We start from the raw sequence: 25,290 nt of genomic DNA on the forward strand, positions 1-25,290 counted from the left end.
CATCATTGCGGTTCATTTAGTAGGTATTGTGAACTCGAACAGAGAATCACTTTTTCGAAACCTTTTGATCGTTCGACGGTGAAACCGCGATGCCGAAACGCAATTGGATGCTCTTCAATAGCTTCCATGGATTCGACTTGAAGCGACCATCATCCAACCCGTCGATCGCGTCGCTGGTCGTCGGCCAATCGGCAAACTCATCACGAAGACTTTCGGCGTTTGTTCCGCAATCATCCAGTGCCGTCAGGGCAGCCATCGACAACAGAGTATTGTTGCGATCGCGGGGAGCATACTTCGCAAGAACCGCGAGTCCCTGCGTGACGTGAATCGGCGAGCCGTGTTTGGCCAAAGCCCACGCGGCGGCAATTTGAACGTCCGGTGACGAATCCGTGAGAGCTTGCACCAACTTGGATCGCGACGCGGTAACGGCATCACTCGACCGCATCACCATCCCCAACGCCGCCCAGTACCGAACGATTGGATCGGCATCGCTCAATCGATCGCGAAGCTTTGGCACGGCGTCGCTTTGCAACATGGAAGCAAGTTCAGCCGTGTCCAATACACGACGAAGTGGGTAGAGCTCGTCATCGTGAGCAAAGTCGTAGGGGGCCCTGGCGATTTTGAATCGTGCGTATTCGGGAATGAACCCAACGTCACGAATGCGGATGGCGTGCTCTCGGGAAGCGGTCCGTAAGTTCTGCAAAACGAACTGGTGACCGGGCGAGTCAGCGAGATTGTGGACCTCATCTGGATCGCTTTGCAGATCATAGAGTTCCTCGGGGGCCTTTGGGACTTTCCAAAACAGACTTTGAGCTTCATTCAGCTTGCCGGCGTCGTAAAGTTTTCGCCACGCATGAGTCGAGGAATGACGAAGCCGAATCTGCGACTCGACACGCTGCCCTTGCGAGAGATGCGGCATGTAATTGCGAAGGTAAACGTAGCGTCCGTCAAAAACACTCCGCACGAGGTCAATGCGTTCATCCATGCGTCCCCTGAATCCGTGTACGTAACGCGGCCCTTCGGTTTGGAATTCACCGGCAAAGGCATGTCCCTGCATCCACTCCGGCGGCTCGATGCCCGCTAGACTCAAGGCAGTTGGTGCAAAGTCGACGAATGAGATCAAACGGTCGGATCGGCGACCGGTTTTATACTCCTTTGGCGCGAGGTGCCTCCATTTCGGCGGGAAATGAACAACGACGGGAACCCGCAGCCCGGCGTTGTTAGGCCATCGCTTGTTCCGTGCCAACCCCGCGCCGTGATCGGCAAAGTAGAACACAATGGTGTCTTGGTTCAGCCCCGCTTTAGCGAGTTCAGCAAGACGCCTGCCCGCTGCGGCATCGACGGCCGTGACGCTGTCGTAATAGCGAGCCCATTCGCCGCGGATTGCCGGATGGTCGGGATGATAAGCCGGCACGCGGACCTTGCTGCGATCGTGATCGGACTCATCCTTAACATCGTGGATCTTACCTTCGTGACTTTCAGTATTGTTGAAGTACGCAAAGAAGGGCTTACCCTTCGGACATTGATTCCAATGGGCAAGATGAGGTGAGACGTCCCACATCGCATTAGACTTGGGATGGTTGTAATCTTCTTTACCATTGCCTGCACAGTAGTACCCGGCCTCTCGTAGAAGTTCCGGGAACATCTTCTTGTTCGCCGGCATCACGGCCATACTTCGCATGTGTTCGCCGCCGGTGCTGGTCGCATAGAGTCCCGACCAAAGCGTCGTACGAGCCGAAGCACAAACGGGGGCATTGGACCAAACAAAATCGAAACACATTCCGCGTCGGGCTAGCCCGTCGATGTTCGGTGTCGTTGCGAATTTGTCGCCGTAACACCCCATGTGCGGGCCGTGATCCTCGGCGACTATCCAGAGGATATTCGGGCGTTCATTTGCCAAAACAGTTCCGCAAGCCACCAGAATTACAGCCGCATTCAGTAGCGACTGATAGAGCAATCGCATCTGGGCGATATTCATTGTTGGATTCCATTGGGTTCCGATTCAGCGGCAATCAACAAGACCCAGTCTTGATCAGCTTCCGCTGGTGGTTGTTCGAGATCGACTATCGCTCCGCCGACGATTTTGAAACGGTTTCCTTCAAACTGACCGCAGCGGGGATTGAACCAACGACATTGAAAGTGACCGGTCGCTTCGCCCAGATCAATTTGCCCCGCTTCGGTCGCGACCGGGAAGTAGATCGAGTAGACCTGCCCCGATTTCCGAAATACTTGAGCTCCGAGTTGAAACGATTTCCCCGATCCTAGACCAACCGTAAGTCTTGATTCGTTTTGAACCAATTCATCGGCCGGCTGCATCTCCCAAAACGGAAGATGTTCTTCCACGAACGTCCGGGCAATCCCGAGGAACTTCCACAGTTCGGTTCGCTGGGGTGTCTTGAAGGATTCGGTGCCTAGCAAGTCTTCGAGAATGAATTCTATCTGACCGCCCGACATCAGCGTCGGCCAAATCTTCTGCTTGCGATGGAGAACAGGGCGATCGAACGGCTTCCAAGACGCTTTTTGCCCGACATCCAACACGAACTCGTCCATTGAAATGGGCAGCGGCCGGCCCGCCTTGGTTGTCGCTTCGCGAAAGTCTTCGACCAGTGTGTCGATTCTTCGCCGGTTCAATTGAATCGATGTCAAACTGAATCTTGGATCACCCAATGTGAACTTCAAGGCGGCCAGCGGGTCGTGCGCCGAGTGAACCGTAATGGGGTGATCGTAGGGATCGACCGCGTTCACATAGTCGGCAAACGATCGTATTCGCTCGGGACCAAGGTCGAAACCAATATTGTATTCCTCGCACAAATTCCAGCTCAGAGCATTGTGATGACCGAACCGAGCAATCATCTCTCGATAGTAGAGTTTGCGTTCAATGCCGAGCTCGCCGTCATCGAGCTCCTTCTTGTTGGCGACTTCCGCTTCGTTAAAAACGAAGTGCAAGTTAATTCCACGACGTTGAGCGTGATCAAAAACGGTTTCCCATTGCCGTAGCTTGCTTAAATCGAAGTGTCGGTTGTCATCCGTTGGGCTTCCCTTGCGTGCTGGTTTTCCCGACCACGGCCACACATCACCTCCGTCGCCACCGATATTCATCGTTAGAAAGTACAAGCTGTTGACTTTCTGCTCGGCAAGGCTGTTGACTGCACCGATGATGGCTTTGCCGCGGCCGGCACCCCAGTCAGGATCACCCTTCCGCCAATCGAAAACATGATCGGCGTAGCGATGGCTTGCCGGCGTGTTATCGAATCCAGAGTAAGCAAGGAAGTTCTCTGGACTGTCCAACCCGCCGCGAATCCAATGCGGTCCGTCCCGGAATTTCAGATAGTGACCGCCAACGTATTCCAGTCGGCCCCACTTTAAAAATCCGGATGCTAATTCATCTCGAGGCGTGACCGTGAACGTCCCACAAGGGTTCGACAAGTTCGCGGCGGTGCCATCGCCGCTCACTAGCGATACTGCAACGTCAGAACCGTGACGCAATGACGCTTGATAGTTCCACGCACCTGGCTCATCTGGCGTGAATCTGACGCTCCACTGGTCGCCCGTTGAACCTCCGTTCCCATCGCCGTCAAAGTATCCGGGGACATCATAAGATTGGCCTGACGGGCCAACGAACTGAACCTGGAGACGATAGTCAAGAAAGGGGTTGTGTTGGTCGTCCGTCTCAGACGCCCTTGGACCATCGAAGGAGATGGACAGCGGTTGCCACACCGCAAATTCGTTTCGCCAAATTTCCTTTGCGTCCGCCTGCCGTTCAGTCGACACCAGTCGGGATTCCTTGCCCGTCTCGTTGAATCGCTGGTCTGCTATGCGAGTGATGACAATCCGGTCCAGACTGAAACGCTGCGCACGTCCGGATACAACCAGACGATACTGCTTGCCCGCCTGAAACCGATACCGCACCGTTTTGATCGTATCGTGGTCTCCCACAACCTTATTGGACCAGTTTTTCCAATCCAAGTCGGCGGCATTCCCCCAGAACTTCGTGTCCTTCTTTAGCCATTCCGATGGTAGTGTTGAATCAGCAGATGAGTATTCACCTTCGACGCGAATGTAACAGTCATTGCACATGTCGCTACGTGCAGTGGCTCCATCATCGCCGGTCAATCTTTTGTGAGACCGGATCGAGATCCAGTAATCACCCGGTGTGTTGATGCGAAAATCATAGTTCAGCGGTGAGTGAGGAGCGCCCACACCGGGGTTGTTGCCCATAAATTCCAGGTAACTTTCTCCAGTGAATGGCTTTAGCGTCGAACGCCGTTCCCACTGACCAAGCGGAGATTGCGTGTTTTCCATCTCCATAATGATTGTACCGTCCACCTCGTCAAAGACGTTGGGTGCAACGTGTGGTTTTTCATCGCCGACCGCAGACGTCGCAGCGATCGCCACGAGTAAACCGATAGGAATAAGTACGATAAGGAAGTTCAATTTTTTCATTTCTCTATTTTCGATTATTGGATCGGTGGTTCGTGTTGATAGTAAAGTCCAACGACACCTTGGGTAGCGTGTCACTTTTTGTGGAACCTGCTGAACGAATCGTCGGATATCCTGAACTCATGTCCGGTGCAACGGTCCGCTGGAAACGGAAGGCCCCATCGAACGTGGAAATGTCAATATTTTCACTTCATGGTTCCGAACGCCGCCCGGGCTTCATCCGCTAAGGCGATTTCCCGTCCCAATCCGGGCAAGCGAAACCAGCTTCTCAACAAGTTCCGTGTTTGGTGGGTGGAGCATTGGTTCGCTCCGTCGCTGTTAGAACGACTTGTGGCAAGTGACAGTTCGGCGTAGTCAGTCCTGTTCAGGCCGGACTGAGTCCAGTCAAATTTGCCGAACGAATTGGTGAACAAAGCGGACTGGCGGAGTACGCATGTGTAAACATCATCCCGCGTTTTGCTAAACGCTGAATGTTGGGCGTCTTGTAGAACTCCGTCGGCCCTTGCAACTTCGTGTCGCTCTAGCCGAAATCATCAGCAAGAACAAAAACAACATCGGGAAGATCCACAGCCAATGGGGAACCGTGAACTGCGAGTGTAAAGACGAAAATCAGAGACGCTAAAAATTTTATGGAAGGTCAAGAGGTTGGAGATGTAGTGGGATTCACCAGGATTTCCGATTAACACAACGGCGAAGTGGATCCTGGCGAATCCTCCTACTTTGAGGCACTTTAGAACTCGTCTTTAATGACTTCCTTGGACGCTCGACTGCCCAAGGATCCCCATAGTCCGTAAGGGCTTTGAGCGCCTGCACCCGGCGTCCCGTTGAGTTGCGGGGTCGAGCTTTCTTGATTCCCCGCTTCAATGGAATCGGTTACGAATTTAACCGCGCCGTCTCCCATCAATACATGGCAACCACCCTGGTGGCGACTCCCCGCTGCCAGAGTCCCTGTTTGATTGGCTGAGTTTTGCGTATGCAGGCAAATCTCACTGTTGGGTGGCCCAATGGTAAACATGCCGGTATGCAATGGACGTCCATAAGCCCATTTGAAGCCGCGACCGTCTTCAGAAATCCCAAGTTCAGCAAGGCCTGCTGGCAAGGTTGCCGCCCAAAACTGAGGCCGTGCAGGATCAAGTCCCACCTCGCACGCGTTCGGACGATTGACGGGCCGCGGAACAGCGCTTCTACCAACGGGATGGGTTCGAACATCACGGTCACCTAGGTCGGTGACAATTTCGCCAGACATGATTGTGTTAGCCAAACCGTCGAGAACGTCGCGGAACCCCATTGCTTGTCGAGGAACAAACATCCCGCGACAGCCTGCACGAACTTTTTCGAACGTAAAACTAACTGGATTGGATGCGATGGTCGAAGGTTGCCCTCCCGCGCCATAGGCCCCTGAGGCTGTTTGATCCAACGCATCTCCCATACAGGCTGCATAGTTGGTTCTTCCTTGCGAAGGCAGTCCAACTCCGGGATCGGAAGGGCATCGCAGGGAGGCAACGTTCGTCAGCCAAGGTTGATAAGGCTGGTTGGCGTGATGCGTTAAGGTTCGTTGCGGGTTTGGCCCCATCGATTGAAATGTCCCACCGCCACCGGGTGACAGGAGCGGGTTGCTGACCTGTTCCCAGAGCGCCTGCTGCTCGAAGAACGGAGTGAGTCCGACGAGCCAGCTCAGGTCGAAGTTGTTACTGGCAACGGCTACGTTCCCTGTATCTCCAAACGAAGCGCCGCCTCCACCCGCAGGGCCAGCGTATGTTCCGCCCGTCTGCATTGGGATCTGATTAAATGCGGCATGGTAGTTGTGAACTGCCAAGCCGATTTGCTTGAAATTATTGCTACAGCTCATGCGGCGTGCGGCCTCACGAGCGGCCTGTACCGCTGGCAGCAACAACCCTACCAATACACCAATAATTGCGATCACTACGAGAAGCTCCACGAGTGTGAAACCGCTCCGTAACTTTACGTTTCTCATGACAAATATCTCCAGAAAAGGGAAAAAGGGAATTACTCTTGGTCATCAGAGTTAGCAGCCATCAGTTCTTCGGTTGTCGGGCTTGGGTTTTCGGTAACGTACGCCTTGAGCTCATCTTGCTCGGCGATAACCTCGTTAGCTCCTTCCCCACAGCCCGCGCAAGCAGCCAGAAACAATGCAATAAAACAGAACACTCTCATTTGTTAATCCATCCGATAATGTGGTAGAAAAGTCGCGAGGAGTGATCCCCACCTGCGTAATCTGGCGTTTGCCTTGGAAGTAGATGTGCCACTTGCGAAAGAATCTCACATGAGAAATTGGAAGTTTATCTAGAACCACAGTGACTTCGCTTGACGGACTGTGGAGCAGGAAGCGAGTCAACATCCTCGGGTGCGTTAGAGCATTTGCAGGATTGAGATAAGTCATCTTCGGCTCGGCGATGAACTTTGGTTTCCGTGAACATGTTTGGTTTTCGTGAACATGCAGGTGCGTCGATGAAGGCCTTGGACATGGACTTGCGTAAGCGGATTTTGGCTGCCGTGCTCAACGGCGAGGAAAGCATGCCCAAGATTGCGGCCAGGTTTTCGATAAGCCACAAGATGGTTCAGAAGCTGAAATACCATTGGCGTGATCTAGGGACCCTTGAGCCCCAGACCCACAAGGCAGGTCGAAAGCGGTCTCTATCAGCAAAGCAAAGCGAACGTCTGGACAAGCTGATTCGCCACGATGCAAGTTTGACGCTAGAGCAACTTCGCGCGATGCTTCGCGTTACTTGCTGCCTGTCGACTATCTGGAACGAGCCACATCGCCTGGGGCACACGCTTAAAAAAGATGATTCATGCCCGTGAGCAATAGCGGAGCGACTTCCAGCAAAAGCGGACGATCTGGAAGAGCAGCCAGCGTCGATTCGCCGCTTGATTGGGCCGTGCGACGACAATAAACAGTATGCTGATAATGACGCGTGTTAACGTTTTAGTATCAGTGCCTTCTGCCGGAACATCGTGGTGTTGTTATTCATCTTTCTTTCTTATTCGAGTTGCACTGCTTCGAGTTGCACTGCTTCGAGTTGCACTGCTTCGAGTTGCACTGCGACTTTGATCTCGACGCAAGCTCCGGTCTAACACCGTCGCTGCTACTGTCGAGACGGACTACTTCTTCGTGGGAATTGAGTCGGCGAAATCGGTTTCGCGTCAGGGGAAAGAAACGAGACACCCGTTGAATGTGGTTACCGGACGGTCATTCATGATCGCGACTGGCCTGAGTTGTTTTTCGTGTCTCTGGTTTCGGAAAAACCTGCACTTGGTCTGCCCACGATTTCCACGCCGACGCCATTTCTGACACGCGTTCGGGATGGGCCTCTACCAAATTATTCAACTCCGTACGGTCATCTTTGAGGTTATAGAGTTCCCAAAGTTCTTCTTTTGGCTGCTTGCCAACCGCAATTCCATTGGCGACCAGTTTCCAGTCGCCGTCGAGGACCAAACCATTGTCTTCATGCTCGTTAAAGATGGGCGTATGCCGCGCAAGCGGCTTGCCATTAATCGCAGGCAAAAGAGAGGTCCCCGAGAGAGACGGAATTTGGTTTCCGTGCGCAACCTTCGGGTACGCCGCTCCGGCTACCTCAAGAACCGTTGGCATCACATCCATGATGTGCGCGTTGCTTCGATACCAATTCGGTTGTGAATCAATTTTCCCAGGCCAGTTCATAATGAACGGCGTTGCCGCTCCACCTTCGAACGTATGATGCTTGTAATAACGAAACGGAGTGCTCGATGCGTTCGCCCAGGGGCGTCCGTAATTGGCCATCCGACACCCGTCTTCCAAATTTCGCTTTTCGGAGTCCAGGAAATCGGCCTTGGCAAGAGCGGGCCCCTCCTGGCACGCACCGTTGTCAGACAGGAACATCACCAACGTGTTATCCGTCACGCCTAGTTCAGTCAAAGAATCGCGAAGCTTACCGATGTTCTGATCAACACGATCAATCATCGCTGCGTAAACCGCCATTCGCAACGACTCCAGTCGTTGTTGCTGCGGGCTCAGGGAAGCCCACTCAGGCACGCGATCGTCTCGCGGTGAAAGCTTCCATTTTGCATCGATCAGTCCAAGCTCGATCTGTCGTTGGTACCGTTGTTGTCGCAGTTCATCCCAGCCCATCGAATAGCGTTCGCGGTATTTGTCGATATCTTCCTCGTGTGCCTGAAGCGGCCAATGAGGTGCGTTGTAGGCAAGGTAGAGGAAGAAGGGTTGCGAACGATCTTGGCTTACTGATTCTTCAACAAACGAAATCGCATGGTCGGTGAACGCGTCGGTGGTGTAGTATTTGCGATCCGTGGTGCTTTCCAGATGTTCGACCTTTTCGTTCATTCGTGTAATGTGGTTGGGTGATTGCGGGTAAAAGAACCGAGCGGTCCCGCTAAGAGTTCCGTAAAACCTATCGAAGCCACGCTGCACCGGCCAATAGCTCGGATCACGCTCGCCAACATGCCATTTACCCGACATTAATGTGGCATAGCCAGCAGGCCGCAACGCTTCTGCGATCGTGACACACTTGCGATTGAGCGCACCACGATAACCCGGCGTGCCAAAGTCATGCTGTGTCCCGGTCATGTGACCGATTCCGGTAAGGTGTGACGCAAGACCTGTCAACAAAGTGGCTCGCGTGGGACAACAACGAGAGTTGTTGTAAAAGTGCGAAAAACGAATGCCAGTCATTGCCAGTTCGTCTATGTTCGGCGTATCAATCTCGCCTCCGTAGCACCCGACATCGGAGAAGCCCATATCGTCCACCATGATCAACACGATGTTTGGCCGTTCCGAGGATTTTGATTCACCCGCAATACTGGGCGGAGCAACAGCCACCGACAGGAAACCAAGGGTCAGTCGCATCACTGCTCTAGCGTTTATGTTCATTGCCTGTTTTTCTCACGTCCGACGCTGTGGGTTGTTAGCTGTACTTATTCACTTCTCAGGTCGACACGGATCGCGTACGAACGCGTTTCATGGTCTTCATCAGCCCTACAAGTACAGGCCCCTTCGGGATGATTGAATTGACGGCAAACAGCTAGACGAACATGCCATCGAACCGCTACGCCGACCCAAAATCGCCCTCATCAAACGGCCAAATGACGGATTGCAGTCACCCTCAACGTAAATGCCCATCACATCGATCGAAAGCCAAAGGTTGCCTTAGACACGGTAAAGAACTCACCATCGGGCTCATGCTTGAGCGTTAAAGACCAACTTGGGGTGCGACGCCCCTGAACGGCCCGTGAATCCGTTTCCTTGATTCACAGGCCGGAGCGTCAACCGAATGCCGAAGCTAGAACTCTTCGCTGATCACTTCCTTGGAAGCTCGGGTTCCCAACGAACCCCAAAGACCGAACGGGCTTTCAGCACCCGCAGGTGGAGTTCCCCCCAACTGAACCGTCTTACTTTGTTGATTCCCCGCTTCAATCGAATCGGTGATGAACTTGATCGCGCCGTCCGACATCAGGACGTGCGCACCGCCTTGATGACGACTGCTCGGCGGAAAGTTCCCGACGTTGATGTGGTTCACTTGCAAACAGACTTCGTTGTTGGGCGGTGAAATAGTAGAAACACCAGTAAAGAACGGACGCCCCAAGGCCCACTGATAACCTCGGCGCTGTTCAGCGTTGCCGTAAAACTCGATTTGTCCGGTTAGCGTTCCACGCCAAAACTGAGGCCGTTCTGGATCTCGGCCCACTTCGCACTTTTGAACATCGTTCCAAACCGACGGGCCAGCATTCCGGTTAACGCCGCGGGTTCGCACGTCGTTGTCCCCTAGATCAGTGATGATTTCACCGGCTGCGATGGTATTGGACAACCCATCCAAGATATCGCGAAAACGCATGGTCTCTCGCGCCACAAATACGCCGCGACACGAAGCTCGAACGGCCGACTCATTGCCATTGCTGGTACCGTTTTGGTTCTTTGCTCCATTGGACGTTTCCTTAACTGCGTCACCGATACATCCCGCATAGTTCGTTCGGCCTTGCGACGGAATTCCGACGCCCGGGTCGGAGGGGCATCGCAACGAAGGAATATTCACCAACCAAGGCTCATATCGGGCCACGCCGTTTGCCGTCAGCGTTCGGCGAGGGTTCGGTCCCATCGGCGGGAAAATGTTACCACTGACCGGATCGACGAGCGGGTTGCTGATTTGCTCCCACAAAGCTTGCTGCTCGAAGAAGGGCGTCAGCCCAACCAAGAAGCTTAGCTCGAGAGAATTGCTGGTTGCTGGAACTTCCGACGCATCGACGTTTGCTTGCGAGGTTCCCGTGAAGTCCGCGGAACCACCTGATTGCATCGGTAGTTGCTTATACGCGGAGTGATAGTTGTGCATGGCGAGCCCAATTTGTTTGAAATTGTTGCTACAACTCATTCGTCGGGCTGCTTCACGAGCGGCCTGAACCGCTGGAAGCAAAAGCCCAACTAAAACACCAATGATTGCGATGACGACAAGCAATTCCACAAGGGTGAATGCCCGTCTTGAATCTGACTTTTTCATACAAAAGAATTCCAAAAGGAGAAAGAAAACAGCGAAGGTTTTAAGAGCGACACCTGCAGGTTGGATCGTGTAACAACACTGCTACTCGATGCCATCATCACTTTCGTCGATTTCATTGACCTCAGCATCCACATTGGGATTCGCCTCGATATAGGCCTCGATCGCATCCTGCTGAGTACCTTCGGGACCTGTCTGTGAATTGCCGCACCCAATGCATGCAAAGAACACTGTTGCGAGCAAAAAACACCTGATCATTGAACGACCTTGACTGAAGGAAACTGAAAACATCCTGCTAAACGTATAGCTTTCTACTGCTTTGCCTCTCCGGCAGATATCTTTCACGGAAACGCGAAAAAGGCTGAAGATATTTTGAGGACGACCGCTCCGTAAGCGATAAACGGTTCCGAGCACTATTTGGAACCGCATCCATCAAATGCTTTTTGTCTAATTTGACTGGTTAACATGCCGTTGCACGTCATTTGGAATCAAGCTAAATCGCGGGTCGTCGTCGATCGAACGTATAGCACGCTCCGCGCCCAAATACTTGCGGCGCAGATCAACAAAGGTCCGATTACGAGACTCTTTGGACGGCTGATAATCTGGGTTGATTGCGGGTGTGTATTTCACGTCCACATTTTGATCAATCCAGTCGTTTAGTTGCACGAACAACTCACGCGTCTTGCCAGGCATCGCCGCAGACAATTCGTTTTTCTCAAACGGATCTTCTTTGATGTTGTACAACCGCAGGGCACCCGACCAATCGAAGATCAATTTCCAATCACCCTTACGGACGGCAGAAGACGGTGCCGACGGCAGCCCGTCCTCCGGATTTTTGACGATCACATTAAGCGGGTAGTGCCAATAGAAAACATCACGGCCGTACGCGTGTTTGGCGTTGTCGGGGTCAGTGAGTAAGGGGGCAATACTGCGTCCATCAATTCCGCCTTGTTTAACATGCTCGGCAATTTCGTAACCAGCGATGTCTAATACGGTTGGAAAAATGTCGTTGCAGTCGACCGGCACGCTACTCCAGCGATTTCCTTCAACATGACCTTTCCAGCGAATCACAAATGGCACTCGAATGCCGCCTTCGAAATGGAGAGCTTTGCCTCCCTTGAATGGCGAATTGCTGGTAGCAATCGGATTGGTATAAGTCACGCCGCCATTGTCGCTCATAAAGACGATCAATGTATTTTGATCCAGTCCTGTGGCGTCTAACACATCAAGGATTCTGCCGACCGAAGCATCCAGTCGCTTCAGCATCGCTGCGTAGATCGGATTGTCATGGCCATTCCATCCTCTCGTCGATTTGCCAGTGAAATGAGCAATATCTTCAGCCCGCCCCTGAAAAGGCGTGTGAACAGCGAAGTGACAAAAGTGCAGGAAGAAAGGCTTCCCGCCCGTCTCTTGTGACTTGGCCCGGCGTTCCAGATACTTGACCGCGTGTTCAGTGAGTTCGTCGGTCAGATATTTTTCGCCCAAGTCGCCACCTGACTTACCACGCAGCAATTTTTCCTGAGGCGTTGATGAGAATAATTTCTTTCCGCTGTCCCACGTATCTCGCCAATGGAAGTAAGGCGATCCGCCTTCATCGAAGTACGAAATTTCTTCGAAGCCATGGTCGACAGGCTGCCATCCCTGTGATCCATGCCCACCCAAGTGCCACTTCCCAATGAACGCAGACTCATGGTCCGTCATCGCTTCGGCGAGAGTCGTTTCGTCCTGCCCTCCGTCCATAGCGTGTCCCGACGCCAGTGCATCACGAGTGGTACCATTGAGCAATGCTTGTTCAATAGGAATTTCGTCTTCCCAAACAAGCGCGTCCTGCGCGACATAACCTTGCGGCGGCTCGATTGCCTGGTTGTAAAAGGTTCTTACGTTCCCACCGACGGCCGTTGTAAACCCGGTACGTGCGGCATACTTTCCGGTTAACAAACTGGCACGAGCAGGTGAGCAGAGGTGGCATGCATACGCTTGTGAAAAAGCCAAGCCTTCCCGCGTCAATCGATCCAGGTTTGGGGTCTCATAGTACATCTGATCCGACTTCGCCCCGGTGAACTTATTGGCGAACGCATTGACATCCACGATGCCCAAATCATCGGCCAGGATAACAATCACATTCGGCTTCGATGGTTCATCACAATGTGCCGCTACTGCACCACAAATAGCAATCGCAAACGAGATAAGCAGGCTTGGAATTTGATCGTTCATGGTTGAATAACAATTCGAAATCGGAGAGAACCAGCCAGGGCATTGTCAGGCGTGGTTACAGAGCGATGGTTACAGAGCGGAGGTTGCGAATGAACGGGCGTCACCCCAATCGCTTGATCGAGCAGTAAGCGAACGGTCTATTTTTCAAGATTGGCATTCGCTGCCGCATAGGCTTCGTGACCGGTTGACTTCCCGGGCAGGACTGGATGCTGGACCGTTGGCAGGAAAGCTGAGTGTTGAGCAATCAGACTTTGATATTCCGGATTAGACGCCAAGTTAGCCCATTCATGAGGATCGCTAGCGAGGTCATAGAACTCTCGCGAGCCATCGAGATACTGAATGAAACGGTATCGCGCCGATCGGATCGCGTAGTTGCCTGGACCGAAGCTGGTGATCGCAGGGTGACTCCAATCTCGCGACGGATCTTTCATCAAAGGAACAAGACTTTGGCCTTCCTGGTCGGCGTCCGCGGGCAACCCAGCGAGTTCCAAGAGAGTTGGAAACAAGTCCAATAACTCAACTGGCTGGCTTATTCGCTGATTGGGCTGGGATCCAGGAGCAGAGATGATGATCGGTACTCGTGTGCCGTCCTCCCAGAGCGATCGTTTGGCCCATCGTTGCTTTTCACCAAGATGAAAGCCGTGGTCCGAAAATAACACCACGATCGTGTTGTTGGCATAATCGCTCGCTTGCAGTGCATCTAAAACGAGACCCAAGCAATGGTCGGCAAAACTGACCGATGCCAAATAAGACTGCACGGCGTGTTCCCATTGCCCGGATTCGGACACCCATTGATGCATCGGCGATACGTGCTCGAGGTTGGTCAGATCAATCGCGTACTGACTTAAGTCTTTGCGATCGTCGGACGCAACTAGCGGAAGCTGGATGCCTTCTCGTGGATGCAGGTCAAACCATTTCTGAGGGGCATACATGGGCACATGTGGACGGTAGAACCCCACGCCCATGAAGAACGGCTGATCATGCTTGGCCGCCAACTTCCCCGCTGCCCACTTCGCCGCTTTCATGTCCGGCATCAGATCACTCGCTTCGGGCTCATCCAAGTCGGGGTAGACGCCCCAGTCCCAAAGTGGATGACCATGCGGCTGGGAAATCTTCTTAGCGGGTGTCGGACCGAATCCGCCTGACGGCTGGTATTCCTGAAAGAATCGCCTATCCCGAGAGTGAAAAAGCTTTCCAGTCGCCATGGTTTTGTAGCCGTTCGCGGCAAACACCTCGGGCATGGTTTTGACACCCTTCAAAGCCGGTGCGTCTTTCAAGTCGGGCGACAGGAAGTAGATTCCGGTTGTATGCGGATAGCGGCCGGTCATCATGCTGGCACGCGATGGATTGCAGACCGGTGACTGGCAATGCCCGTTTGCAAAGAGCGTCCCCGATTCAGCAAGACGATCAATATTGGGGGTCTTTGCCTGGGGATGCCCACCAAGACAGCCAACCCAATCGTTGAGGTCGTCGATCGAAACCAACAACACATTTGGTCTCTCTGCCGCAACTGGCTTTTCAACTGCCCACCCCAACCGGGGAAACAAGCACGACGTTATCGCGAGCAGGAGGACAAGTTTCGATTGCATTTTCATTTATTCGTTCAATCAATGTTCGTTGGGACGGATCGGCTATGCGAGGCACTGCAACTAATGCGAGGCACTGCAACTAATGCGAGACACTGCGACTAATGCGACTCAGCTTTTGAGCTACGCTTCCGATTGTAGAGGGAATCCTCGGGGACTCCGCGTCGTGGTGCCGCTTGCTTGGGTAGAGCCGCGGCAAACCTCGCTCTCATCTCAGCAAATTCTGGAAATGCGGCCAGGTTCGTAAACTCGTGCGGATCTTCCTGAACATCGTAAAGTTCCTCGAATCCGTCCTCATACCGAATGAAGTGGTAACGTTCATCCGATACAGCATGCGACGGCCGCTCCGTGAACGCGTAGGAAGTCAACGACAACCGCCCATGCTTCACTTCCGGATTTTCGATTTGAGGGACCAGCGAGTGCCCATCGCACTGGGAAGGAACGGGTAACCCAGCCAACTCACATAGTGTGGGATAAATATCAGTGAGCGTTGCAGGCTGTCGCGTGCTTTCCCCATCAGCACTTCGCCCAGGTGCATGGATAAACAGGGGCACTCGCGTTGTTTGATCCCACAAGCAAAACTTTTCCCAGTTGTCTTTCTCGCCGATATGAAAGCCGTGATCACTCCATAACACCACCACAGTGTTATCCTTCATCGGCGACTGATCTAACGCATCCAGTAACCGCCCGAGTTGGTGATCGGTGTAGCTGATGCTGGCCAAGTATCCCTGCATCAACTTCCTCCATTGCCGGTTCTTTACCACCCAACGATGCCATGTTTGGCGTTTAGGTACTCGGCTATCCACCAAGTCATTTTCTTGCACAACCGGCAATTCGATCTGATCGATCGGATGCATGTCAAAGTATTTTTGTGGCACTTCGAAAGGGATGTGCGGGCGAAACAGTCCCACCGCCAAAAACAAAGGCTTGTCATGGTGCTTTGCCAACTGTTCAGCCGCCCAGTCCACCACCATGTGATCGCCAGTCTCGGAATCTGACACGCTTAAGGGATGAGCTCCAAAGAGCTGCCGGGGCCCGAGCGGGCGTCCCGGGGTCAAACCCGCCTTCGCGTCCGGTATCAGTTTCGGCCGCGGCCAATCATGCGAGATTGGATCGAGCGGATCGCCTCGGTATCCATCCCACGCGGATGGGTCGTTTTGCGAATCGCCTGGCGTCCACTGCAAGGCGTGGAAGATCTTACCCGCACCGACGGCGTGATAGCCGTTATCACGAAAGTGCTGGGACAGGACGACCGCATTCTTCAACGCTGGTGACTCGTCTCGCCAACGCGGTCCGTGAGAACCAAACAAGTTGTTGTAGAGCCCCGACGTGGCCGGATGCACCCCCGTCATCGTGGCGACTCGTGATGCATGACACACCGGTGCCGCACAATGGGCGTTTGCAAACGTAACGCTCCGCTGGGCCAAGCGATCGAAGTTTGGTGTTTTGACTCCGGCCTGGTTATCCAGCGGAGAAATGTAGTCGTTCAGATCGTCGACGGCTACGAACAAAATGTTCGGCTTCGCAGCGTCAGCCATCATCGGACTCGCCAAACCGAACGACAACAGAATTACGAACGCGGCGACTTTCATGGATGCATTACAAGAGCGAGAGTTAGTTTCATTCATCAGGACCAAATATGTTGGCGACAAAGAAGGCGAAAAACACACAGCCTCGTTTGTCCGACTGTGATGAACTGCCATGAGCCGACAGGTACGGTGGACTCGATCAGTTCCGCCGCTGCGGCGAGCGGATTACCGATTCACGGCTTACGAACGGGCTTCGTCTTCGGCGACTTCTTGCTCTGCGCCGTCTGCTTAGCCTTCGGCTTCTTCTTCGCAGCGGGACGGATGCCTTCAAGTTCGGGACGATAGCGTTTAGGATCGAACTTCGGATTCGGAATCGGCGTTACCGCTTTCGTGTCAATTAAGAAGTCACTGATTAACGCGTCCATCTGCTGAACCCGTTCAGGATTCGACTTCGCAAGATTGTTCTTCTCGCCAATGTCACTTGCGAGATTAAACAAGTGATACCGGTGGCCGCCGTCCACTCCCGCATAGAACACGCGAATCAACTTCCAATCTCCCTGGTGAACCGACACCGAAGGTGGAATCCAATCCGGCACAGGTGGATCATGCGGGAAATACTGGAACACCGCGTCACGACTCAGCTTGCTGCCGCCGAATGCCGGCAAAATACTGATTCCATCAAATTGCTGATTCGGTTCGGGAGAAAGACCGAGTCCGTCAAGCAAGGTTGGATAGAAATCCTCGCTCTGAATCAACTGATTGCAAGTTGTACCCGCGGTAGTCTTTGCTGGCCAAGCGATCACGCACGGAACGCGGGTGCCACCTTCAAACATCGATGCCTTTCCACCACGCAGCGGTGCATTGCTGGTCGGCGTTTCTCCTTCGACTTCGTTGTACATGTTCCCACCGTTGTCCGATGTGAAGATAACAATGGTGTTGTCGGTTAAATCCAATCGATCCAGCGTGTCCATCAAGGTCCCCACAGCGTCGTCCATACTTTCGATCATCGCCGCGTACGTGGGGCAGCGTTGCGGATCATCTTGCTGGACGGTCTTGCGATACTTTTGGATCAACGCCTCCTTCGCATCAAACGGGGCGTGAACGCTGAACATCCAGTAGTTCAAAAAGAATGGCTCGTTTTGGTGCGTTTCAATGAACGAGACCGCTTCGTTTGCCATCCGGTCTTCGATGTGCTGATCGGGGATGTTGGGATCGTGATCGAAATCCTTGAACTTCCAGGGCGCGACATAACTGCCCGCTGGCCCAGGCCCCGGCCAATGAGGCACGTCAACGTCAAAACCTTGTTCAAGCGGCGAATAGGGCGTTGGCCCCAAGTGCCACTTTCCGAAATGGCCGGTGGCGTAGCCGGCCTTTTTCAACGACTTAGCAATCGTTGGAAGTCCCGTACCCAAACGCGTGATCGGCTTGGGTTGAATAGCATGCTTGTTCGGCGGCGCGTTCACTCCCTCGGTCGCCTTCAGCACAACTTGTGGTAAGTGACAATTGGGCGTGGTCAAACCAGTGCGAGCGGGACTGAGACCGGTCAAAATGGCCGAGCGAGTAGGCGAGCACAACGGACTGGCGGCGTACGCTTGGGTGAACATCAGCCCTCGTTCCGCAAGACGTTGAATGTTAGGCGTTTTGTAGAACTCCGTCGTGCCGTGCAACGTCGTGTCACTCCATCCCAGATCATCCGCCAAGATGAATACGACGTTGGGCGGCGGAGCAGCCGATACCAAAAAGCCAGAACCCGATACGCTCGAACATAGAGTCACCAAGATAAAAAGGAGTGCACGGAACTTCATGGACGTTGATCAGGGGAAGTAAGAAAGAGTTGTCTCGTGAATGGCCACCGCAAGGTAAAACAGCAGATCGCTGAACCGTTGGTTTGCCAGTGCGCAAGCAATCTCACATGAAATCCTGGAAATTAACGGCCCCCGAGGCAACCCTATAGGCCCACAAGGACGCCAGATACCGCTATTCACGCAGCCGCCTACCGGTAAACCGTCATCTCAAATTTTTCTTCCAAGCGAAAAACCGGATGTGAGATTTGTCACCGGAAGGCAAACAATCCCCGTGGCAAACAATCCGTGATTGCCGTTTCGGGCCTCGGTAATCGGCATCGCCATTTCGATCATTCAAGAAGTTAGAAACTTGCAGCCTCACCTCGAGAGTCAAAACACGGACGCCACCAGTTTGCCCCCATCTCGCTATCTTGGCCTCCCTGTTCTGCACGGGTCACGTTGATTCATTAAGAAATGCAAAACATGAAAACGATCATGCAACTCGCCAGTCTTGCCGCCGTCATGCTGGCAAGTTTTTCAACGTCGCCTGCTGCTGAGTTAGCAGACACTCGTCCCAACATTCTCTTGATTGTTGCCGATGACGTGGGGTACTCCGACATTGGTTGCTATGGCGGCGAAATTGACACGCCCCATCTAGATCAACTTGCCTCCGACGGCGTCCGCTTTAGCGAATTTCACGTCAATCCGATGTGCGTTGTGACGCGAACAAGTTTGCTGACCGGACACACTCACAGCCAATCGGATCACTACCGTCGTTCAATCCCAATCGCACGACTGATGAAGGCGGCTGGTTACTCGACGTCAATCTCGGGGAAGTGGCATCAACCTGGCAATCCGATCGACTCGGGTTTCGATTCGTTCTACGGGTTCCTGCAGGGTGCGATCGATAGCTGGACGGGAAAAGACGCACGGCATGACGCGATTCAGACCAATCAGGAAGCCCCGAAGCCAGTTCCCGATGGCTGGTACAGCACTGACGCGTTTACCGATGACGCGATCGCACAAATCGACGCGGCACAAGAGAAAGGCAAACCGTTCTTCACCTATTTGGCCTACAACGCACCACACAGCCCATTGCACGCACCACGCGAGAACGTGGAAAAGTACTACCAACGCTATGGAAGCGGTTGGGAAACCTTGCGTCAGGAACGATTCCAACGGATGCAATCGATGGGGTTGGTGGACGACCGCTATGTGATGTCGCAGCCCGAAGCAGAAGTGCGACGGTGGGACGAATTGCCCGTTGAGATTCAAAAGCAAGAAAGCCGCCGGATGGCTGCCTACGCGGGGATGCTTGATCGAGTGGACTGGAACATCGGGCGTTTGCTGAACCACTTGCAAGACCGAGGACTCGACGACAACACGCTTGTTATCTTCATGGCCGACAATGGTGGTGACTACAGCAACGGTGACATCCAAACTTACGACGAGCAAGTGCCATGGAAACCGGGTACCCATCCGTTTGCATCGACTGGCTGGGCGTATCTAAAAAACACACCGTTCCGTTGGTACAAATCATCGGCCCAAGAGGGCGGCGTGTCGGTGCCATTCATTGTGCGTTGGCCAGGGAAGGTCGCTACACCACCGGGATCCATTCTTCACCAACGTCTGCACGTCACGGATCTCTACCCGACGCTGCTCGCGCTGACGGGAGTCGACTATCCATCCACCGACGGTGATCGCAAACTGGAACCGCTCTATGGAAGTTCGATGTTACCGCTGTTAAGCGATAGCTCACTACCGGACTACGCGATCCATGACGAGATCTTTTGGGCCTTCAATCAAACCGGCAAAGGCTTAGTGAAAGGCGACTGGAAAATTTCCAGTATTAGCGATGGACCTTGGAAGCTTTACAACGTCAAAGCCGATCCAGCAGAATCGAAAGACCTAGCCGAAGCGATGCCGGAACAACTTCAAGCGATGAGTGATCACTGGTTTGAATTTGCAAAAGATCACACGACGATGCCACCGTCGTGGCGGACTCCCTTGAAACCCTACCAAGAAGGCTGGGGCTTTCATCGGGTTCGGATGAGTTTGCCCCATTTTGAGCGTGCCGCCCCGGCTTCGTCGGCCATGAACGTTCCTTGCGACACCGATCTAAGTTTCTACTTTTCGCAACCAATTTCGTTCGTAAACAGCGACGACAAAACGATTCGGCTGTACGAAGCGAGCGACATCAACACGATCGTCTGGCAGGCTGATCCGCAGCCCGGTCATCCAGCCGAAGGTCAGCGGCACGTCACGTTTGATGATCTACCGACGCTGAAGCCGAACACCACCTATTTCGCATTGGCTGATCGAGGCTGGATCAAGATCGGCGGCAAACCCGCAGGAGTCTTCAACGATGGAGCTTACTGGTACCGTTTCCGCACCGCGTCTGCCCCATAGCCGTCAACGGGAAACCCGCGGACCATGTCGTCCGGAGTGAACCACGCCCAAAACCCTCCGCGTTCTGGGTAGCTAGTGCTTCATCTACATTTCATTTTGGGGTTGATCGTAGTGGATGAGGCGACGAATCCTATCCACTCACCGACCAGACGGGCTCGTCGCCTCGCCCACTACCCCCAACTTGAATCTGGATGAAGCACTAGCGTTGTGGATAAAATCGGTGGGACGTCTCGGGAAAATCAAATCTGTTATTTCCCAGCGTGACGATTTTCGTTACAGGGGTCTTTCGGTAGTTCCGTACTAGACCGATGCGAGAATCGAGGATCTATGATACCCCCACTCAAATCCACCGCTGACGTCCAAGGGGACATGCAGAAGGACCAGCCGAGTAAGCGACCGCCCACCGCTATGATCGCCAGCGCAGTGTTTATCCTGATTGGAATCGCAATCATGGTATCCGGTGCCATTCTAGAAGGTGCCGGAGCGCTGTTAGTTGCACTGGGCTGTTCTTGTATTGGACTCGATCCAATGAAAAGCGGACGCTGAACGCGATCGCTAGCAAAGGACGCTGATCGACGATGCCCCGCAGGTGAACATCGCCTGCCACTCGTGTTTCACAACGAGATTCACGGCACGCTTTAGCGTCACCGGCAAGATCCACCGATGACCGTCCACGTCCATTTGACCTGGATGCCACCGGGCGAAAACTGCCCTGTTTCGCACGCTGAAACCGAACATTGACGTAGCGAAGAATCTTCGCAGCCCCGCTTTGGCGACCTGACAACGGCGTGTTGATCTTGCGTGTGGAAGGCGCGGCAGGGTAGGTAAGCACTGTGCACTGAAGGATCAGCTTGCGCACGCGAAATACCCCATCATGTCAGCCGTGACCTGGATCGGTCAAAGAACGTGACCAAAATCGACCGCTATATCCTGCTGCTCTTCTTACGCACGGTTTTCGTGTGTTTTTTGTCGTTGGCAGGCATCTTCATCGTCTTTCACGCATTTACAGCGTTCGATGACCTGGTGGAACAATCACGCCAAGGCCAGTCGCTGCCGATTGTGATCGTGCGTTTTTACGGTCCGTACCTGATTCTATTGTTCGATATGACGGGCGCGATCATCACGTTGATGGCGTTCCTGTTCACCGTGGGCTGGTTGCGACGTACCGGCGAACTGACGGCAACACTTTCGGCCGGTGTATCGCACGGTCGCGTTTTTCGCCCGATGGTGATCGCTTCGCTGGTCATTATTTCAGGACAATTGCTCTGTCGCGAACTGGTGATCCCACAGTTCCGCAATTCGCTCACCATGAAAGCGGAGAACCTGGACGGGGAAACCGAACAGGCCGTGCGTCCCACCTTCGATCAAGCCACCGGCATTTTGATTGAAGGTGCAAAGCTGAAAATGAAGCGACTGAGCATTTCACGGCCCAACTTCCGCATTGATACCAAGTACGGTGAATTTGGCGACATGATCTTGGCCGATACCGCAGTGTGGGTGGACGCTAATGCCGATCACCCCAGCGGGTATTTGGCAACCAACGTTAAGCGTCCTGAAGCAATTGACCGCATCGCATCGACTGGTCTGAAAGACCAACTCGTACTGATGACTTCATTGGACCAACCATGGTTGTCTTCGGGAGAATGCTTCGTCGCCACGTCCGTTCACCCGAACATGCTCCAGACCCAAGACACCGCCGTGCGATTAGCGTCGATCATGGAATTAGCCGGTCGAGTTCGCAATCCGGACGTGCATAGCAGCCTTTCACTTCAGACCACTCTGCACGAGCGTATTGTTCGTGCACCGTTGGACTTCGGGCTTGTGTTGCTAATTTTGCCGATGGTCGTCAACCGACGCGGTCGCAAACTTTTTGTCCTGATTGGCTCCGCCGTCGGCATTGTGCTGCTGTTCTTCCTGCTGAAGACCATCGCCAGTGCACTGGGCGGGTCGGGGACACTGTTTGCCCCCGGTGTAGCCGCTTGGTTACCCTTGCTGATCGTGTGCCCGCTGGCCTTCGTGCGGTTACGTGCGGTCCAGCACGTATAGTTCGTAACTCGGTGTGCGTTTAGCTTTTGGGTACCAGACATCGGCAGCGAGTTAGCTAGGTGATCTGACAGCACAACTAAAGGTCGGTCACGTCGAAATAACGATAGCCACCTTGATTTCGTTCGGCCAAACGCTTCACAAACGAAGAGCGTGGCTGCGCCCCGGTGCCGAACTGGATACCGTGGATGGTCGTGCCGGCTGATTCGGCCCGGCGACTGATTTCGTCGAGTTGGGCGTCCGACATCGTTTGAATCTTGGCGTCGGTCAAAAAGAAGATCACATCCGGCGCTAATCGAAGAGCCATCCGCAAAGCGGGTTCATGTTCGGTGCCGCCGATCGCAGACATGCCCCGTACGAACTGACTCGCTCGCGCGATCGTGGCATCTTCTCCGGTGACCAAACCGATCCGATCACCGTGCGCCTTAAACACGTCCGCACGATCGTTGTAGAAAATGATCTGGAACTGCTGAAGTTCGGTCAGCGTGCTCAGGCTGCGAATTAGCTCGGACTTTAACGCTCGCAACGGAGCTCCGCCGGCAGCGCTCATGCTTTCACTGCGATCAAACACATAGACAAACGTGCTGCCGGTTCCGGAAACACCAAAAACCTGCGTTGTGGTACGCCCCGCCCCCAACCCAGGGCGAGTGCGACCAGGGACGAGCTCGCCGATATCGAGAGACTCCGCAGATTGACCGTCTGCAAACCGCACCCGTCCGGCAACGAGACTATCGGGTAGACCAGCTTGCCCCGCAGCTCCTTGGCCCGATCCGAGTGGGTCATCGGATGCTGGCCCCAACCCACTTTCGCTCAGTGCCGCTAAGGCCTCATCCAGCGCTAAGGCCTCATCCAGATCGATTGGCGGAACCGGAACCGCTTTGCTGACCGAGTCAGACTGGGGCTCCGAAGCTTGGCTAGATGACTCCTGGCTAGATGAATCCTGGGGGTTTTCGGCTGCATCGGCGTGCTGCGGAGCGGCTGCGGACTGCTGAGCGGTAGGAGATTGTTGGGCCGAATCGGATGTGGTTTCCGATTCCGTCGGCTCAGTCATGTAGCGCGTGCGATCCGGCATCCGGTGAACGACTGCTAACCCGACGCTGCGAACCTCCGGCTCGGGGGTCGTCCCCTTTCCTGCACCACTGAACCACCACGCGAGCGCCATTAAACACGTCAAATGAGCCAAAAACGAAGCGATTGCGGCAATCCCGTGCGACTTTTCTTCCGGAAACGGTGCAGCCGTTGGCGCATGAGAGACCGGTTCAGCGGAAGCCGTTTTCGAGTCGGCGCGATTGGATCGGCCGCGTTCCCGGTTTGAATCGCTTTTCATAAACGCCCTAGGGGATTATGGTACTGCCTGCATTTCAATCATAGCGGCTGAGACCCAACCCAAACACGTCCAGCCTAATCTGCGGAGATCCAGTAGTGAGCAATCAGTCAGGTCGTTTTCTTTTCACCAGCGAATCGGTCAGCATGGGCCACCCCGATAAGCTGGCTGACCGTATTTCGGACAGCATTCTTGACGCCTTGCTTGCTCAAGATCCTAACAGCCGCGTCGCATGTGAAACGCTCGTCAACACCAACCTTGCTGTGGTTGCGGGTGAAATCAGCACGAAGGCCGACGTCGATTACGAAAAGATCGTTCGCGACACCATCGTTTCGGTTGGCTACACCGACGCCGACACCGGCATCGACGGTCACAACTGCGAAGTTCAAGTTCGTCTGGACGCTCAAAGCCCCGACATCGCCCAAGGCGTGAACTCTGACGAAGGTGCTGGCAAGGACATCGGCGCTGGTGACCAAGGCCTGATGTTCGGCTACGCATGCGGCGACACTCCCGAATTGATGCCGTTGCCGATCGCATTGTCGCACCGAATCATCAACCGAATCACCGAAGCCCGCTTCAACAAAGAAGTCGATTGGCTGCGTCCAGACAACAAGAGCCAAGTCACCGTTGAGTACGAAGGCAACAAGCCAGTCCGTATCGATACCGTCGTCGTCAGCGCTCAACACGCTCCTGGTGTCACCAACGAAGCGATTCGCGAATTCGTGATCGAGCATGTCATCAAGCCTTCCATCCCAGCCGAACTGGACAAGGGCGACATCAAGTATCACATCAACCCAACCGGCAAGTTCGAAATCGGTGGCCCTCACGGTGATTGTGGTTTGACCGGTCGTAAGATCATCGTCGACACCTACGGTGGCTGGGGCCGTCACGGCGGCGGAGCTTTCAGTGGCAAGGATTCGACCAAGGTCGACCGCAGTGCTGCTTACATGGCCCGCTACGTTGCTAAGAACATCGTTGCATCGGGACTTGCCGAGCGCTGCGAAGTTCAACTTGCCTACGCCATCGGCGTCACCGAGCCTGTCAGCGTTCACGTTGACACCGAGGGAACTGGCAAGATCGAAGACGCCAAGCTTTGTGCGTTGGTCCGCGAACACTTCCCACTGACACCCAGTGGCATCATCAACCACTTGCAACTGCGTCGTCCAGTGTTCGTTGCCACAACCGCTGGCGGCCACTTCGGTCGCGACGGTGACACGTTCACTTGGGAAAAGACCGACAAGGCCAACGCCCTGGCCGAAGCCGCTGGCTTGGTTGCGACTGCCTAACGCAGTCCTGAACAACCCGCTTTCGCACTCAACCACCAGACCATGGATCATCACGATTCATGGTCTGGCGTGCGTTAAACACGTTCGGAATTTTGGATATTGCTGACGCCAACCGCGTCTCCAAGTTTAAAATCCATTCACAAACGCCGCCTGGGTATCGTCCCACTATCAATGG

Annotated in this window: 18 protein-coding genes; 5 read left to right on the forward strand and 13 right to left on the reverse strand. The window is 54.0% G+C overall.

Going from position 1 to position 25,290, the window contains the following annotated elements; translation table 11 throughout:
• Positions 1 to 46 precede the first annotated feature (46 nt).
• The 5 genes from ACR3ZL_RS19245 to ACR3ZL_RS19265 all read right to left on the reverse strand — a co-directional run bounded on the left by ACR3ZL_RS19245 (position 47) and on the right by ACR3ZL_RS19265 (position 6,615).
• Entirely contained in the window at positions 47 to 1,978 is a 1,932-nt protein-coding gene (locus ACR3ZL_RS19245; protein WP_473651476.1) for a sulfatase-like hydrolase/transferase, read from the reverse strand.
• A complete protein-coding gene (locus ACR3ZL_RS19250) occupies positions 1,975 to 4,443 on the reverse strand; it encodes a DUF5060 domain-containing protein (protein ID WP_486172892.1) in 2,469 nt (822 codons plus the stop codon). Before ACR3ZL_RS19250 ends, ACR3ZL_RS19245 begins: the two co-directional genes overlap by 4 nt.
• Positions 4,444 to 4,804: 361 nt before the next feature.
• Positions 4,805 to 4,948, reverse strand: coding sequence for a sulfatase-like hydrolase/transferase (locus tag ACR3ZL_RS19255; RefSeq protein ID WP_473651474.1), 144 nt, complete (start codon positions 4,946 to 4,948; stop codon positions 4,805 to 4,807).
• Positions 4,949 to 5,170: 222 nt separating this feature from the next.
• Positions 5,171 to 6,415, reverse strand: a complete 1,245-nt coding sequence (locus tag ACR3ZL_RS19260) for a DUF1559 family PulG-like putative transporter (RefSeq protein WP_473651473.1) — start codon at positions 6,413 to 6,415, stop codon at positions 5,171 to 5,173.
• A gap of 32 nt (positions 6,416 to 6,447) precedes the next feature.
• On the reverse strand, positions 6,448 to 6,615 hold the full coding sequence (locus tag ACR3ZL_RS19265; RefSeq protein ID WP_473651472.1) for a hypothetical protein: 168 nt from the start codon (positions 6,613 to 6,615) through the stop codon (positions 6,448 to 6,450).
• Positions 6,616 to 6,876: 261 nt separating this feature from the next.
• Between ACR3ZL_RS19265 and ACR3ZL_RS19270 the strand changes: the two genes are divergently transcribed.
• Positions 6,877 to 7,263, forward strand: a complete 387-nt coding sequence (locus ACR3ZL_RS19270) for a COG3415 family protein (protein WP_473651471.1) — start codon at positions 6,877 to 6,879, stop codon at positions 7,261 to 7,263.
• A 388-nt stretch (positions 7,264 to 7,651) separates the two neighbouring features.
• Here the strand turns inward: ACR3ZL_RS19270 and ACR3ZL_RS19275 are convergent, their stop codons facing one another.
• The 7 genes from ACR3ZL_RS19275 to ACR3ZL_RS19305 all read right to left on the reverse strand — a co-directional run bounded on the left by ACR3ZL_RS19275 (position 7,652) and on the right by ACR3ZL_RS19305 (position 18,074).
• A complete protein-coding gene (locus ACR3ZL_RS19275) occupies positions 7,652 to 9,325 on the reverse strand; it encodes an arylsulfatase (protein ID WP_473651470.1) in 1,674 nt (557 codons plus the stop codon).
• Between the two features lie 409 nt (positions 9,326 to 9,734).
• A complete protein-coding gene (locus ACR3ZL_RS19280) occupies positions 9,735 to 10,943 on the reverse strand; it encodes a DUF1559 family PulG-like putative transporter (protein WP_473651469.1) in 1,209 nt (402 codons plus the stop codon).
• Between the two features lie 81 nt (positions 10,944 to 11,024).
• Positions 11,025 to 11,198 carry a hypothetical protein gene (locus ACR3ZL_RS19285; RefSeq protein ID WP_473651468.1) on the reverse strand — a complete coding sequence of 58 codons (174 nt, stop codon included), beginning with the start codon at positions 11,196 to 11,198 and terminating at the stop codon, positions 11,025 to 11,027.
• Between the two features lie 189 nt (positions 11,199 to 11,387).
• Positions 11,388 to 13,154: a sulfatase gene (locus ACR3ZL_RS19290; RefSeq protein ID WP_473651467.1), complete on the reverse strand. Its 1,767-nt coding sequence runs from the start codon at positions 13,152 to 13,154 to the stop codon at positions 11,388 to 11,390.
• Between the two features lie 137 nt (positions 13,155 to 13,291).
• Positions 13,292 to 14,743, reverse strand: coding sequence for a sulfatase (locus ACR3ZL_RS19295; protein ID WP_473651466.1), 1,452 nt, complete (start codon positions 14,741 to 14,743; stop codon positions 13,292 to 13,294).
• Positions 14,744 to 14,841: 98 nt separating this feature from the next.
• A complete protein-coding gene (locus ACR3ZL_RS19300; RefSeq protein ID WP_473651465.1) occupies positions 14,842 to 16,368 on the reverse strand; it encodes a sulfatase in 1,527 nt (508 codons plus the stop codon).
• A gap of 134 nt (positions 16,369 to 16,502) precedes the next feature.
• On the reverse strand, positions 16,503 to 18,074 hold the full coding sequence (locus ACR3ZL_RS19305) for a sulfatase (protein ID WP_486172893.1): 1,572 nt from the start codon (positions 18,072 to 18,074) through the stop codon (positions 16,503 to 16,505).
• Positions 18,075 to 18,536: 462 nt separating this feature from the next.
• Here ACR3ZL_RS19305 and ACR3ZL_RS19310 point away from each other — a divergent pair, with 462 nt between their 5' ends.
• The 3 genes from ACR3ZL_RS19310 (at position 18,537) to ACR3ZL_RS19320 (ending at position 22,508) form a co-directional block, all read left to right on the forward strand.
• Positions 18,537 to 20,462: a sulfatase-like hydrolase/transferase gene (locus ACR3ZL_RS19310; protein ID WP_473651462.1), complete on the forward strand. Its 1,926-nt coding sequence runs from the start codon at positions 18,537 to 18,539 to the stop codon at positions 20,460 to 20,462.
• A 327-nt stretch (positions 20,463 to 20,789) separates the two neighbouring features.
• Positions 20,790 to 21,008 carry a hypothetical protein gene (locus tag ACR3ZL_RS19315; protein ID WP_486172894.1) on the forward strand — a complete coding sequence of 73 codons (219 nt, stop codon included), beginning with the start codon at positions 20,790 to 20,792 and terminating at the stop codon, positions 21,006 to 21,008.
• A gap of 360 nt (positions 21,009 to 21,368) precedes the next feature.
• Positions 21,369 to 22,508, forward strand: a complete 1,140-nt coding sequence (locus tag ACR3ZL_RS19320; RefSeq protein ID WP_473651461.1) for an LptF/LptG family permease — start codon at positions 21,369 to 21,371, stop codon at positions 22,506 to 22,508.
• Between the two features lie 76 nt (positions 22,509 to 22,584).
• Here ACR3ZL_RS19320 and ACR3ZL_RS19325 read toward each other — a convergent pair whose 3' ends face one another.
• The gene (locus ACR3ZL_RS19325) at positions 22,585 to 23,832 is read right to left on the reverse strand and encodes a vWA domain-containing protein (protein ID WP_486172895.1); all 1,248 of its coding nucleotides are present in this window, start codon (positions 23,830 to 23,832) and stop codon (positions 22,585 to 22,587) included.
• A 95-nt stretch (positions 23,833 to 23,927) separates the two neighbouring features.
• Here ACR3ZL_RS19325 and metK point away from each other — a divergent pair, with 95 nt between their 5' ends.
• Positions 23,928 to 25,115: a methionine adenosyltransferase gene (gene metK, locus ACR3ZL_RS19330; RefSeq protein ID WP_473651458.1), complete on the forward strand. Its 1,188-nt coding sequence runs from the start codon at positions 23,928 to 23,930 to the stop codon at positions 25,113 to 25,115.
• Positions 25,116 to 25,290: the final 175 nt, after the last annotated feature.

The organism is Rhodopirellula sp. J20-39 (assembly GCF_057365095.1).